This window comes from Sphingobacterium puteale, assembly GCF_050986225.1.
Classification (GTDB): domain Bacteria; phylum Bacteroidota; class Bacteroidia; order Sphingobacteriales; family Sphingobacteriaceae; genus Sphingobacterium; species Sphingobacterium puteale.
On the sequence record NZ_CP158959.1, the window covers coordinates 5,004,569 to 5,020,300 of the forward strand.

Annotated in this window: 11 protein-coding genes; 9 read left to right on the plus strand and 2 right to left on the minus strand. The window is 43.3% G+C overall.

The genetic code is table 11. From position 1 onward, the window contains the following. Window positions 1-102: 102 nt before the first annotated feature. Both ABTV71_RS21165 and ABTV71_RS21170 read right to left on the minus strand, forming a co-directional pair. Window positions 103-1,866, minus strand: a complete 1,764-nt coding sequence (locus ABTV71_RS21165; protein WP_121122454.1) for a RagB/SusD family nutrient uptake outer membrane protein — start codon at window positions 1,864-1,866, stop codon at window positions 103-105. Window positions 1,867-1,877: 11 nt separating this feature from the next. Continuing rightward, window positions 1,878-5,114 (minus strand): SusC/RagA family TonB-linked outer membrane protein, encoded by a 3,237-nt coding sequence (locus tag ABTV71_RS21170; protein WP_433900957.1) that lies wholly within the window; start codon window positions 5,112-5,114, stop codon window positions 1,878-1,880. A 559-nt stretch (window positions 5,115-5,673) separates the two neighbouring features. Here ABTV71_RS21170 and ABTV71_RS21175 point away from each other — a divergent pair. From ABTV71_RS21175 to ABTV71_RS21215, 9 genes are all read left to right on the plus strand, one after another. Continuing rightward, the gene (locus ABTV71_RS21175) at window positions 5,674-6,309 is read left to right on the plus strand and encodes a hydrolase (protein WP_121122458.1); all 636 of its coding nucleotides are present in this window, start codon (window positions 5,674-5,676) and stop codon (window positions 6,307-6,309) included. A 37-nt stretch (window positions 6,310-6,346) separates the two neighbouring features. Then, on the plus strand, window positions 6,347-7,741 hold the full coding sequence (locus tag ABTV71_RS21180; protein WP_433900958.1) for an alginate export family protein: 1,395 nt from the start codon (window positions 6,347-6,349) through the stop codon (window positions 7,739-7,741). Between the two features lie 4 nt (window positions 7,742-7,745). Then, complete coding sequence (locus tag ABTV71_RS21185; protein ID WP_433900959.1) at window positions 7,746-8,507, plus strand: M17 family peptidase N-terminal domain-containing protein; 762 nt, start codon at window positions 7,746-7,748, stop codon at window positions 8,505-8,507. Window positions 8,508-8,518: 11 nt separating this feature from the next. Continuing rightward, entirely contained in the window at window positions 8,519-10,402 is a 1,884-nt protein-coding gene (locus ABTV71_RS21190; RefSeq protein WP_433900960.1) for an amidohydrolase, read from the plus strand. Between the two features lie 11 nt (window positions 10,403-10,413). Continuing rightward, window positions 10,414-10,857 carry a DoxX family protein gene (locus ABTV71_RS21195; protein ID WP_121122772.1) on the plus strand — a complete coding sequence of 148 codons (444 nt, stop codon included), beginning with the start codon at window positions 10,414-10,416 and terminating at the stop codon, window positions 10,855-10,857. Window positions 10,858-10,861: 4 nt separating this feature from the next. Continuing rightward, the gene (locus ABTV71_RS21200) at window positions 10,862-11,335 is read left to right on the plus strand and encodes a Dps family protein (protein WP_121122467.1); all 474 of its coding nucleotides are present in this window, start codon (window positions 10,862-10,864) and stop codon (window positions 11,333-11,335) included. Window positions 11,336-11,339: 4 nt separating this feature from the next. Next, a complete protein-coding gene (locus tag ABTV71_RS21205) occupies window positions 11,340-12,005 on the plus strand; it encodes a YoaK family protein (RefSeq protein WP_121122469.1) in 666 nt (221 codons plus the stop codon). Window positions 12,006-12,082: 77 nt separating this feature from the next. Continuing rightward, a complete protein-coding gene (locus ABTV71_RS21210) occupies window positions 12,083-14,308 on the plus strand; it encodes a tetratricopeptide repeat-containing sensor histidine kinase (protein ID WP_121122471.1) in 2,226 nt (741 codons plus the stop codon). Window positions 14,309-14,318: 10 nt separating this feature from the next. Then, window positions 14,319-15,695: a sigma-54-dependent transcriptional regulator gene (locus ABTV71_RS21215; RefSeq protein ID WP_433900961.1), complete on the plus strand. Its 1,377-nt coding sequence runs from the start codon at window positions 14,319-14,321 to the stop codon at window positions 15,693-15,695. Window positions 15,696-15,732 lie beyond the last annotated feature (37 nt).

The following is a 15,732-nucleotide window of genomic DNA, read 5'->3' on the forward strand; positions in this document are numbered from 1 at the left end:
CCCTAAAATATTTAAGGAGAAAGCAGATAAAGGATCCGATATATACAAAAAGCACCGCCACATTTGTGACGGTGCTTTTTGTATACTGTAGAAACAAAGCCCTTATTTTTCCCAGCCTTGATTTTGTCCCAATTGATTGTTCAGCACAAGCGCCGAAGAAGGGATCGGGTACAGGTATTGTTTACCATCATCGTACCACTTTCTATTCATTGTCATCCCCCATTGCAAATGGTTATCTGCAGTCATTGTCTGGGAATTTTTAGCGCCCCCCAGTTTCACCTTGGTCACCCCTTCCACGGTTGGCTCCGGTCTGCTTGCATCATAAAACAGTACATCGGGAGTACCGTCGCGATCCAGGTCCATTGGTTTTTCCAAAGCAGGAATATAGATACCTGTCCACTGTAATTTAGCCATCAATTCACCAGTTTTCCATCGTTTCAGATCATTAAAACGGAATCCTTCCAATGCTAACTCCACCTGTCTTTCGCGACGGATCTCCAGCAGAACAGGATTAGAGATACCCGGAAAGAATGTATTTTTCAAATAGGTATCCACTTTGGCCGGCAGCACATTAGCTCCGCCGGAAATTCCGGCACGAGCACGTAGTGCACCAACGGTCTTTGACCAATCCCCATCGTTAAATGTTCCTAGTTCCTGCTTCGCTTCCGCATAATTCAGCAACACCTCTGCATACCGCATCAAGGGCAATGCATTTGTATTGAATCCACCATTGTCATAGTAGGGATCATCCAGTGCATATTTAATGGGTTGGTAGCCCGTATAGGTATAACTTGCGAAATTGGGCGGAGCAGCCTTACCGCCGCGCTTATAGCCCGGTGTGCGGATCAGCTGTGCTAAACGGAGGTCCCGATTTTGGCATTCATCATAAAACTCTTCTTTTTCGTAGTTTGGACGATCAGTATAAGGGGATCCGTCTGCGTTCAAAATCGTATTTATAAATGGGCGTACTAGGCTCAGCCGCGGGCCATAAGTGGCCGAAGTCCACCACCAGTTCGCATCATTCATCAAGGCCTGATTTTTACTAAATGCAACAGCCAGCATCACCTCGTCTTTCATTGGTTGTTCGCTAATGAAAAGCTCACGCTGTGAAATTTTAGGATCGGCGGCAATATGAAGGCGATAAGGCCCCGTTTCCATCAGGATCTTACCAGCGTCCACAGCGTATTGAAAAAAAGTTTCGGGCTTTGTCGGCAGATTCAGTTGATGGTATTTACGAAAAGTACCTTCAAATAATGCGATCCGTGTTTTCAGTCCCAGTGCAGTCCATTTATTTACTGTAGTTCCGTCTCCCGGCGCATCCGTTATATTCTCATAAGCAAAATCAAGATCTTCCATGATATGTTTCATGACTACTTCTCTCGAATCGCGGGGTGCTTTTAAAATGTCTGTTTCATCAACTGTTAAAGGGTGGTCCACCCAAGGCACATCACCAAAACGAACCACTTTCTCGTAATAAAACCAAGCCCTGAAAAAACGAGCTAAACCAATGTAATTATTCTTAACCTTATCGCTTAAATTGGGGCTTGTACATTTGGCGATCATCTGATTGATATTACGCAGTGCTGTCCAGGTCCAGAGTCCCTTTAATTCCTCCACCTCTTTGCTATATGCTCCTTCGACCATAAAATCATTCACCCGATTGACAGCCGCATAATCGGCCATAGCATCTCCTTTATAGGCATCGCTACCTGACGTAATATTGCGATAAAAAGAATTGCTATAGTTTTTCAGGCCCTTTTCGCTTCCGAAAATGTCCTCTTCTGTTGCCTCCGATTTTGGTAATTCCTTCAATTCACAGGAAGCGAACAACAAGACTAAAACCGGTAAATAAAATATTTTTTTCATTATACTAAATATTAAAAACCAATGGATAAGTTAAAACTTACGCTTTTCATGATCGGATAGTTAAATCCATCGCGTGTACCTGTTTCTACAGTAGGATCTGATTTCCCCACATTACCGACATCCAAGTCTCTGGTATGTTTATAAAAAGGGGACCATGTCAGCAGATTTTCACCAGAAAGGCCTGCACGTAGATTTTGAATTTTCAGTTTAGAGATTAGAGATTTTGGAAAATTATAGCCGATCTGAATATTTTTCATCCGTAGATAACCGATATTCTGTAAGAAACGGGTCTGTGGTGTAACTTTTAGTGACTCATTGTAACCAGCGTAGCGCGGGAAATAAGCATCGGGGTTATCTTCTGTCCAATAGTTGTTCAGGTGCCATTCCGGTAGGTTGTTATAAGGTCTATTATATTGTCCCCAAAATAGAGATTCATTATTCGGATACCAATTTTGCTTTCCTACTCCCTGAAAGAAAGTTGAAAAATATACATTTTTCCAATCCAGGTTAATATTAAAACTATAAATATAACGGGGTTCGGAATTCCCGATAATTGTTCGGTCACCGTGGCTATAAACGGTATTGTTACCATAATCTATAACCCCGTCGCCATTGAGATCTGCAAAACGTATGTCTCCCGGATAAATCGTTCCGTTATTGGACGATTTGATCAACTTTTGTTTCGCCGCACCATCGATCTCCGCCTGATTATGAAACAATCCCTGTGTCACATAGCCCCAAATATCTCCGATTTGCTGACCTTCATAATAGTATCCATCCTTAATAATCCCTTCCTTGTTATCGTAACGATCTATTTTCGATTTATAATCTGCTAATGTCGCTTTGACAGACCAGTTGAAAGAACTTCCATCGAGTTCAAAATAATCTTTATAGGCCAAGCTGACTTCAAAACCTTTGGTTGTCATATCAGCATAGTTCCCTTTTGGAGATTCAGCACCAAATATTTCAGGCAATGCCATCCCCAATGTATACATATCCAATGTCTTCCGCTGATACATATCGCCAGTAAAGGTAAGTTTTCCGTTGAGCGATGAAAAATCAATTCCAACATTTGCGGTACGTGCGGTTTCCCAAGTCAGATTGTCAGGGATAACTTTAGGCACCGAAGTGTAGGTCGATTTTTCTCCATTTAATAAACGGTCCATGACTTTGATCTCGTAAAGATCAAGATACGAATAAGGGTCTACGTTACCATTTCCCAAAGAACCATAAGAAGCACGTAATTTCAGGTCAGACAGAAACTTTTTGTCCAATTGAAAGAAAGGTTCTTCCGATACACGCCACCCCACCGATGCAGACGGAAAAAATCCCCATTGCTGATCAATCGGAAACTTTGAAGAACCGTCATAACGTCCATTGAATTCAAATAGATAACGGTCTTTAAAAATATAGTTGCCCCGCATAAACACCCCTACATTTCTATATTTATTGTATTTGGCGGTTGCGGTGGTACTTTGCCCCACTGCAAGATTGATATTCTCCACGTTATCATTGAGCAGGCCGTTTTTGGTGATATAACTCGCATTATAAGCGCGTTGCTCATAGTTATAACCCAGCAAACCTTTGAAATAATGATCTCCTATCGTCCTTTCATACTCACCGTAGATATTTCCGAACAAATAGCGCCAGTTTTCGTTGACCTGATAGAGGTTATCGTTCATATTTGTCGTCAGTTTGACGATTTCCCCTTGCTTTGTACTGTAAGGTACTGGCACCCTAACACGCAGCGAATTAAGATCACGGCTTCTAAAGGTGAGATCTCCCTTTACGCGAAACGTATTATTAAAAAACTTAGATTCAAAAGAGGTTGTATTCCGCAGATCCTGATTGCCACTTCTGGTTCCATTTTTGCCATATATAAAATCACCTACGGTATACGCAGCGGAAAAACTTAGTGAGCCATCTGGGTTAAAAATTGGAGACGAGGGGTGTCCTTCATCCGCGATATTCCGCCATATATTGCCGCCTTCACCTGCAGTAGAAGGATCCCAATATTTGGCATAACTAAAATCAATATTATTAGCAATCCGCAACCAATCTGTCACTTGCAATCCGGCCTTAGCCCGCGTATTGTAATTTTGATATTTGTCCGTATTATAACGGTACATACCTTTGTAATCATAAGCACGCCCCGAGATATAATAATCTAACTTTTCGTTGTTTCCGCTGATCGAAAGATTATGGTCCTGCACAAAAGTATTGTCTTTTATTAAGGTACCATAATAATCTTCATTACCATAATAAACATAGTTACCATCCTTATCGACAGTAATGTCTTCTGTTATGCCCTGTTCTTTACGACGTTTAAATTCGTCCAACCACTCTTTGGTGAAAATCTGGGTTTTATTCAGTTTACTAGGTGTTAAGGTATAGTTGTTCCAGGCGTTGTAAGCCTCAAAGAAATGAGAAGCATATTCATAACCATCTGTTACGAACTTTGGTATAGTAACTGGTTTTTGGAAAGATCCACTTCCAGAATAGTTCACCGAGGTCTTTCCTGATTTGGCCCGTTTTGTTGTGATCAACACCACACCAAAAGTACCTCTTGAACCATAAATTGCTGCTGATGACGCATCTTTGAGTACCGACACACTTTCGATATCATTTGGATTGATCGAACCGGGATCGCCCTCGACACCATCTATTAAAATCAGGGCGCTTCCTCCCTGCCCAATCGAGGTTGTTCCCCGAATATTAAAACTGGGAGATCGATTTGGTTTACCATCGGCAGGGATGATATTCAGGTTAGGAACAACCCCTTGGAGCATTTGGCTCGCATTGCCAAGGACACGTCCCTCAAACACTTCTGACCCTACCTGATCCACAGCACCTGTCAAATTTGCCTTCTTCTGGGTTCCATAGCCCACTACGACAACTTCTTCTAACTCGGTATCTTTAGACTCGATCACAAGTTGTAATTGGGTTGCGTTTACTGTCACCACCTGTTCGCTATACCCTACAAGGGTCAGCTTCAGTTTTTGGCCAATAACAGCCTCGATGGTAAACGCTCCGGATGCATTAGTAGATGTCGTTTTTTGACTCGATAGATTGGTGATGGTGACACCGGCCATAGCTGCACCGCTTCTGTCTTTTACCACACCATTTACGGTAGACTGAATCGCAATAGCTTGCGTTTTCTCATTCAATTTGACATAATTACGCTCCATATTCGCCCATGTGGGATATGAGAGACCCAATGCCATACTGATTAGTAATGTTTTCTGCATTTTTATCCTGGTTTAGAAGTCAGCACCAAAATTGATACTTTCGTTTGGTTTATAATTTACCTTAATATTAAGAAATATTTAATTAATAATCATACAAATCCCTACTAAATAGGTTTAGCACCATATCACTTAATGAAAAATTAACTTATAAACAGCTTAGACATCACAATAGCCTTTACAAGAATAATATTTATCGTTAGCATTTCCCGATAATGAGGTAACCAAGAGCGATATCCCAATATTGAGCTAGCCTAGGTATGCGCATCGCCATTCTTCGTGTTATTAATTTCTCCTTCCCCTTTTTCTTAAACTAGTTCAATGAACAGCAAATTACGGCCGCTTAATTTTGAGTGTATCCGCTGAAAAAAACGGATAACAGTCAAACATTAGGAAATCATTTTAAATAGATATATCTGAAGAAAAGGTCATTTAACGAAATATCGTCAAATTTAAAACCAAGACAAAACACCTAACACACTATAAAATAAGCAACTAAAACAATGGGCAGAAAAATTGAATTTCTCAAGAAACATAAAACAACATTTAAAACACATAATTTATGAAACCATCAGCAGAACTATTATCGCCAAGCAACCATGCGCTTGTATTAATCGATTTTGAAGGACAAATGGCCTTTGCCACCAAAAGCATTACCATGGAAGAATTGAGAAACAATGTCGCAGTTATCTGTGGCGCTTCCAAAATATTTAATGTCCCAACAATCGTCACTACTGTCGCCGAAGAGAGTTTTTCAGGGCCGGTTTTTCCGGAAATTGAGACCTATTACCCGCAAGCTAGCAGCGGATACATTGATAGGACAAGCATGAACACATGGGAAGATGAAGCGGCGTATCAAGCCATCACTGGCGCCGGAAAACAAAAACTTGTTCTTGCAGGACTATGGACAGGTGTCTGTATCGTCGGTCCTGCACTTTCCGCTTTGGCTGAAAATTATGAAGTCTACGTCATTGCTGACGCCTGTGGCGACGTGAGCCATGAAGCGCATGAACGTGCCATGCAACGTATGATCCATAGGGGTGTCAAACCGATTACTTCAGTTCAGTACCTCTTAGAATTGCAAAGAGACTGGGCTCGTCATGAAACTTATGTTGCCGTAACAGACTTGATGAAAAAACATGGTGGTAGCTATGGATTAGGTATCCATTACGCCCACAATATGGTCAAACATTCCTAACATCATCCAAACAAGTATAATTAATAATCCAGACGCCGTGTATCCACAACAGCCCATAGCCCCTTATGTCCGTCGAGCGACCCTCCTGTTGTTCTTGTTTGGCCTGTTACCAGAACTCTTCGCTCAAAGCTACAAATTGATGCGTTTTGAGGAAGATTATCGTAACCTTGCCGATTCAGCACGTCGGGGTTATGAGCGGCTCAAATATATGCCACTTGCATCTGACGACAAAATTTGGCTCTCTCTTGGGGGGGAAGCGCGAGCAGAATACGTGGATTTTAACAATGAAGACTGGGGGCGCTTACAGCTTGGAAACAACAACTTTCTACTGCAGCGCTACAACCTCCATGCAGACCTCCATTTTGGTGAGCGCTTCCGGTTATTCACACAATTGCGATCAGCTTTGCAACATGGACGCAAAAACGGCTCCCGGCAGATTGACGAGGACCAATTGAATGTCCAGAATTTATTTATCGATTGGACAATCCTCGAACGAAATAATCGCTCGCTCCTCATACGCATAGGCAGACAGGAACTTGACTACGGTTCTGGCCGTCTGATCTCCGTAGGTGAAGGCCCCAACGCAAGGCGATATTTTACAGGTGCAAAAATTGCTTATAATTCCGGCAACGTCAAGCTCGAAACTTTTGCGATGATGGCCGATACCATTAAAGCGGGAGTTTTTGACAACAAACCTTCCAAACAGATCAACCTTTGGGGTGCCTATGGCAAAATCATCATGCCTCGACAAGCCAACATCGATCTTTACTACATTGGAATATTCCGTGATCGGTCAACGTTTGAAGAAGATGTCGCCAAAGAAACCAGACACAGCATTGGTACCCGTATATGGAAATATGGCGGTGGTTTTATTTACAATCTTGAGGGAGCCTATCAATTCGGATCCTTTGGCAAAGGAAAGATATCCGCATGGACTGCCTCGGTCGATATCGGCTACCTCTTCGAAGACAGCTATTTAAAACCTTCGATCAATCTTCGCAACGACTATATCTCAGGCGACAAAAAGGCTGGAGATGGCAACCTACAGACTTTCAATCCCATCTATCCCAAGGGTGGATATTTTGGGTTTAGTCCGCAGATCGGTCCGGTCAACCTGATCGATATCCATCCCTATGCCACATTAGATCTGCCTGCAAACTTAAAGTTGCAGGTTGACCTGGTATTTAATTGGCGCCAATCGCTTCAGGACGGCGTTTATAGACCCAGCGGATCATTTAATCTTGCCGGTTCGATGTCCCGAAAACGCTACATTGGCACAGCCTATCTAGCCAACCTTACCTGGGCTGCCAACAAACAACTTTCGCTTGTGTCAGGGATCCAGTATTTTAAAACAGGTGCATTCATTGAAGACATCATTACGACACCTAAAAATGGAATTTTCTTCAATAGCAGGATAGCCCTTAAATTTTAATCATATGAAAATAGCAAATAGACTTTTTCAAAACAAAACACCGCAATGGACACTGGTTGCTTTATTTGCTGCGCTGGCAATTGTGCCTGTACAAAGCAATGCCCAAGCGGCCGCCGGTATACCCAAAGCGACAGCAATAGGAACAAGCACAATATGGGGCAACGTCGATGGACTTGCCATTGAAGGATTGGTGCAAGGCCCTTCGGCAGCAATTAGCGAATTGCAAATAGCCTGTATTTTTGAATACACCGAGGGTGATATCTTTATCTCACCGCCTGCATTGCCCGCAGCGCTAAATGGTCTTGTCCATTTGGATGAGGCATTGCATGGTACCCTTACCGAAATGCGTAAATCGGGCAAATTCAAGGGACACGCACGCGAAACCATTCTGCTGACTCCAACCCAAGGAGGTGCACTCGCAAGCAAAAAGCTGTTGTTGATCGGCTTGGGCAACCGTCAAGATTTCAATGCCGAACAAATGAAAGATATTGCCCACGTCGCCATGCGTGAAGCGCTTAGGCTAGGGGTTGAGGATTTCAGTTTCGCAAGCGACCTCAAAGATGCCGGCGTAGACTCGCCGACAGCATTAATTGCAGAAAATATCGTACTTGGCAGCATTGATGCTTTTAGAACCCAGAAATGGTTGGGAGCAAAAAACATGGATCAATCGCCAAAATTAAAAAAGATCACTTTATTGGCCGGCCCTGCATTTTTCGAAACCGCAGGTGAAGGTATAAAAAAAGCGATTTCATCCTTAAACAATTAAACTCAACGACTATGAAAGCAGATCTCATTCTTCATAACGGGAAAATAACCCATTTTGGTACTGCACAGCAAGAGGTGACCGCCGTGGCGATTCAAGATGGCAAATTTATTGCGGTCGGACCTGACAAAGACGTGATGCAATTTTCCGATGCTGGCACCAAACTTATAGATCTGGGCGGAAAACGTGTAATCCCCGGGATCAACGATTCCCATATCCACCTGATCCGTGGTGGTCTCAACTATAATCTGGAGTTGCGCTGGGACGGGGTTCCCTCTTTAGCCGATGCCCTGCGTATGCTCCGAGAGCAGGTCGACCGCACCCCACACCCGCAATGGGTGCGCGTAGTTGGTGGATGGTCCGAGTTTCAATTTGCCGAACGACGGATGCCTACCTTAGCCGAGATCAATGCCATTGCTCCCGAAACACCAGTTTTTATCCTGCATCTCTACGACCGGGCACTTTTAAATGCTGCTGCACTCCGTGCCGTTGGCTATACCAAAGATACACCAGCACCTCCAGGCGGCACTATTGAACGTGATAGCCAAGGCAATCCAACAGGTTTACTCATCGCTTCCCCAAATGCCATGATACTCTATTCAACCCTGGCAAAAGGACCCACACTTCCTTATGAAGAACAAGTCAACTCGACACGTCACTTTATGAAGGAATTAAACCGTTTTGGCATCACCAGTGTCATTGACGCTGGCGGTGGTTTTCAGAATTACCCTGATGACTACAAAGTCATCAGTGACCTACACCGTGAGGGTCAGCTTACTGTCCGCATCGCCTACAACCTATTTACACAAAAGCCAAAACATGAGTACGAGGATTTTCAGCAATGGATCGATACTGTGCCACTACGTCAAGGGGACGACATGTACCGTCACAATGGTGCTGGTGAAATGCTGGTCTTTTCGGCAGCCGATTTTGAGGATTTTATACAACCAAGACCTGATCTCAACGAAAATATGGAAGCCGAACTTGAAAAAGTCGTCCGATTATTAGTCAGCAACAGATGGCCCTTTCGCCTACATGCAACTTACAATGAAAGCATCAGCCGCTTCCTAGACGTATTTGAAAAAGTCAATCGCGATATTCCATTCGATGGGCTTGCCTGGATCTTTGATCATGCCGAAACCATTGATGAGCGTAATATCGAACGCACAAAAGCACTGGGCGGGGGTATTGCCATTCAAAGCCGCATGGCTTATCAGGGTGAATATTTTGTCGATCGTTATGGGCACGAGGCGGCCGAACAAACACCGCCAGTCAAGAAAATGCTCGAAATGGGAGTTCCTGTCGGTGGTGGCTCCGATGCAACCCGTGTGAGCAGTTATAACCCATGGGTATCCCTTTATTGGCTCACCGCTGGCAAAACAGTTGGTGGACGGCAACTATATCACAGCAGTGTACTTGATCGTCTGACGGCTTTGCAGCTTTATACCAAAGGTAGTGCCTGGTTTTCACAAGAACAACAGCAAAAAGGCGATATTGCGGTGGGCATGCTGGCTGATCTGACCGTGCTCAACAGCGACTATTTTACAATCGACGAGGAAGCCATCAAATCGATAGAATCCGAACTGACGATTGTTGCCGGTAAGATTGTCTACGCTGATGGCGATTTCAGTCCATTTTCACCCCCGCCTATCCCCGTTCTACCTGACTGGTCACCTACAAAGAGTTATGGTGGCTACTATCGTGTATCAAAAACGTCCTTGCATGATCACCCCAATACTGCTTCCACAAAAAGCAATATTGTGGATACAATCCATCTTTGTAGCGGCAGCTGCCAGGTGCATGCTCACAACCACAATCATGCCCGCATGAGCAATATTGCTATCAACAATTATTCAGCATTCTGGGGGGCCTTAGGCTGTTCATGTTTTGCATTCTAATACGCAAGAAAATGATGGAAATCTTTCAAAAACTATTTTATACCGACTTGGGTACTGCAGTCAACAATACCGCTCTACTTATTTTTCGGATACTATTCGCTTGGGAATTACTTACTGTCCATGGCCTCAAAAAGATAAAGCAAAGCCAGGAAGCTGAGGCAGAGCAGATTCCCAATCCCCTGCATCTCCCTGAGAAGCTTAATGCTGCTGTTGCCCAATTTGCCGATACCATAGTACCTTTCTTCATTGCGCTCGGACTATGTGGAAGGCTAGCTATACTTCCAACCCTGGGGGTCACCGCTGTTGGCTATTTCGTAGTTCACCGTCATGATTCGCCTCAGGTCAGGGACATTCCATTTATGTATACGTTATGTCTTCTATTCCTGCTAATGACCGGCCCCGGAGCCTACTCTATCGATCATTTTATCTATCAACTATTAATAAATATACGTTAACAACATGGAACCACATATCGGAATAAAGGAAATTCATTTAGCTGATGCTGCCCATTTTCTCGCTAAATTATTAGCGGATGAATATCTGTTATACACCAAAACCCGAAATGCACACTGGAACATCGAGGGTCCAGACTTTTACAACAAGCATTTGTTTTTTGAAGCCCAGTATAACCAACTGGATGAAATCATAGACAGCCTCGCTGAGCGCATCCGAACATTGGGGCATTATGCACCAGGAACTTTAAAACAATTCCTACAACTGTCCCAACTCACTGAAGAAAGCAGACAGACCAACCAAAGCAGCGGATACATCAGTGAATTGCTTGCTGATCACCAGAGCATTATTATTTCATTGCGCGAAAACATCGATTATTTGGCCACCCAGCTTAAAGATTTTGGAACAAGTGATTTCATCACAGGATTAATGGAAACCCATGAGAAAATGGCCTGGATGTTACGCGCACATTTAAAGTAAAATTATGGAAAATCAAAACAAGGCGCACATCGCCACACTGGTTCTTACGCTTGTAGGAGGATATTGTGATACCGTCACCTTTGTGGCTGCCGACAAAATATTTTCGGCTCATGTTACGGGCAACTTCATTGTTTTTGCTTATCAGCTGATCAATGGTGGAGACATCAGTGCCTGGATCAAACTGGCCACTTTCCCCGTCTTTGTCGCCGCTGTCATGGCGGGCGGTTGGCTCACCTCACGCTCGCACAAGAAAAACACCGTTCTTTTTGTCGAAGCCCTGCTACTCGTAATTGTAGGTTTATTGGCAATTATGCTTCCGGTCGAAGAGTCCAAAACAGTCATGTATGGACTCGTGATGCTTGTTGTGTTTGCGCTGGGCATGCAAAATGCTTTCGGAAAATTATTTGCAAAAGCTACACATGGACCGACGACCATGATGACCGGCAATGTGACCCAGGCCTCACTGGACCTATGTGTGTTGATTGCCAATAAATTCAAAAATCCTGAGACCAATGTCAGTTTTGGAAAACAGCTGATTACACTTTCGGGATTTTTCATTGGATGTTTAGCTGGTGCTTATTTCGGTAAACAACTTGGACTAAGTTCTATTATATTTGCAGGCATAACAATGCTAATCTGTTATTTTCTTTCCAGAGATAGCGAGCATTAGCAGATAGCAAGCTTCAAAACAATAGAGGTGCAAGCGTCGGCTTACCGTCCGTTTGCACCCAATTAATATCCACCTTGATGAAAATCAATTTTTTACTAAGCGTATTTATCCTTTGGATCAACAGTGCTTTTTGTCAGGACAATGGCCTAATTGACCGGTATATGGACAGTTTATCCCTTGAGCATGACACCGGACGCAAAGGTCATTTTTTGTATGAGGCTGCAAAGTGTTATCTCGAAAAGCCCGGTGAATTGAAAAAAGACCTCGACAGTGCGCAATGGCTCAATAGGAGGTCCCAAAAGCTGCATTTGGCAGCTAATCTCAAAACCGAAGCCGCCATGAATATGCTTTTAGATGCGCGCATTCAGGAAGAGATGGGCAAACCATCCCTTGCTAAAGAACAAAAGGCAGCAAGCCTACGTTTTGCCAATAGCCACCGCCTCAATAAAGCTGCGGCAATGATTTACTTATCCATGGCAGGAGACATCAAGGACGTAGCCTTTGATCAAAAAGAAGCAGTCTTTAAAGAGGCATTACTGCAGGCTACCAAGACCAATGACAAGCTGCTCGAATCTAAAATTCTGATGGAACATTCCAGTTATCTTTCCGGATATGGCGATTACAAAGGGGCAGTAAATACCGCCCACCGCGCAGCCACATTAAAAAAACAGGCCGGGGATCAGAACGTCAGCAGGGAACTGGTATCCGTAGCCGGCAACCTCCGGTTACTCCTCCGTCTCAAAGAAGCACTTAAATATGCTCTTCAAGCTCGCCGTATTGTCGAAAACGAAAATATACCGACAACGCAAGATGATATGGCCGCCGTTTATAATATTGTCGGACTAATCTATTATGACCTGAAATCCAATAAAGAGGCACTTGCAAATTATCAAAAAGCGTTTGAAATTGCCAAGCAAAAAGATGACCGTTATGCTATCCATACCATAACCCTCAATCTAGCGACTATATTATCCCGTTTAAATCGTACCGCGGATGCGTTGAACCTGCTTAATAATGTGACAAAAGACTATATTTCGGATCTCTATACGATACGTTATGCCTATTTGTACACCATGCTTTACTGCAAAACAAAGGACACCCAAAAAGCACGCCCCTATTATCAAAAACTGTTAAACTATTACAAGACAGGAAACATTACCGGACAGGAAAAGCACATTATGATGATCGGTATTACGAGTTTCCTGTTTGCAAACGGTCAGATCAAAGAAATGTACCCATATTTAGCGGAAATTGAGCGCTCCTTGACAAAAGAAACAAGTTTGCTGCGTGTATCAGAATTTCGTAAACTCCATTACCTGGCCGACTCTGCACGCGGAGATTTTAAATCAGCTTTTAAAAACTTTGCAGCATTCAAAACCATCAGCGACTCGATCAATAGTGTGGACCGTGTAAAAGAACTGACCGCACTACAACTGGACTACGATACCGAAAAGAAGGATCACGATATCGTTTTGCTCAAACAAAAAGGTCAGCTTCAGAAATCACTGCTTGAACGTGAAGCAATTATACGGAATGTGTTCATTGGCAGTCTAATTGTCCTTATTATCTTTGTCGGATTTCTCTATGTTCAGAACACAATTAAAAAAAGAAGCAACCAAAAACTTACGCTTAAGCAGGAAGAAATCAATACCCAAAACGAAAAATTAAAACAGTTGATTGCTGAAAAAGAATGGCTCCTTAAAGAAATCCACCATCGTGTTAAAAACAATATGCAGATTATTATCAGTTTGTTAAATACACAATCCGCTTACTTGGATAATCAAGATGCGATCAGCGCAATCCAAAATAGCCAAAATCGGATGCATGCCATGTCTTTGATCCATCAAAAACTTTATCAGACCGACAATCTCTCACGGATTGACATGAAGTGGTATATCCGGGAGCTTACTGGTTACCTCAGAGATAGCTTCCAATCTGAAAAAAAGATAAGCTTTGACATGCAGCTGGATCAGATCAGCCTCGACGTATCGCAAGCAGTGCCCGTTGGACTCATTCTTAACGAAGCGATCAATAATGCCATCAAACATGCTTTTGATCAACGGGAGGGTACCGTTTTTATCAGTTTCAAACGAATAATCAAGGCAGCGCCCTATGATCTTATGCTCAGTATTGCTGATAATGGTGTGGGTTTGCAGGAAGATATTGACAAGGACGAAAACGATTCATTTGGTATGAGCCTCATGCGGGGTCTGACCTCTCAGCTCGAAGGTGAATTTAACCTTGTATCGGACCATGGCGTTTTTATAACCGTCCAATTTTCTCAAAAAGAAGGTGAAATTTAAGACAAATTTTATGCACAGAGGCAACAAGATCTTAATTGTAGAAGACGAGTTTATCGTCGCTAACGATCTCAAGATGATTCTCAAAAAACATGGCTATCAGGTTATTGGTATCGCATCTTCGGTCACACAAGCTACAGGAATCATCGAAACCCAAAAGCCCGACTGGGTCTTGCTGGACATCATGTTAAAAGGAACGGAAACAGGTATCGACCTTGCTATACGACTTAACAAAGTACAAATTCCATTTCTCTTTATATCAGCAAATACAAACCAGGGAATTTTGGAAGCGGTAAAAGGAACCAGACCTTATGGTTTCTTGACCAAGCCTTTCCGGGAGAAAGATCTTTTCATCATGCTAGATATTGCCAAGGAACGGTTCATGACGGAGAAAAAGGATTGGGAGACGCCTGTAAAAGTGGCAACTAGTAAATCCGCCAAAGAGGAAATTGTAGGTACAAGCCCCGCTTTTAAGGAGGTGCTGTCACAGGTGGAACTTGTCGCTCCGACCGATACCTCGGTATTGCTCTCAGGAGAGAGTGGCACAGGCAAAGAAAAGATTGCACAATCCTTACATCAGCTTTCACTACGCCGACAACAACCTTTAATTGTCGTCAATTGTGCGGCAATCCCCCTATCCTTGATCGAATCCGAACTTTTCGGGCATGAAAAAGGCGCATTTACAGGAGCTCAAAACCGCCGTATAGGCAAATTTGAGCAAGCTGATCGCGGCACAATCTTTCTGGATGAGATTGGGGAACTGCCGCTGGAGGCGCAAACCAAATTGCTCCGCGTACTTCAGGAACAAGAAATCGACCGCGTTGGTGGCGACTTACCGATCAAGATCGACGTGCGCATCATCGCCGCCACCAACCGCAACCTCGAACAGGAAGTTGCATTGGGGCGGTTCAGACTTGACCTCTACTATAGGCTCAATATCTTTCCGATCGCTATCCCTCCGTTACGTGAAAGGGCAGAGGATATCGAATTACTCGCAAATTATTTCTTGGCTAAATATGCTTCTAAACTCAACAAAAACATTGTGGGTTTTACAGCCAATGCTTTAGCACAGCTGCAGGCCTATCCATGGCCGGGCAATATTCGGGAAATGCAACATCTGATCGAAAGAACTGTTTTACTGACAAAAGATCCGATGATCAGCACATTTGTCTTTACAGATCATATGGGAGGTCAAACCCAAATTGAGGGTAAACAATCCCAAAAATTGGGATCACTCGAAGAAATGGAACGGGCACATATCTTGCGGGTCCTTGAATCTTGCAATGGAAAGATTTCTGGACCAGGCGGAGCAACAGAGATTTTACAGATCAGCAGCTCCACCCTTTATACCAAAATGAAAAAATACGGCATTACATCGGACTTCTACTAATAACAAAATTTCATTTTCCGCCTTTAAAACTGCAAAA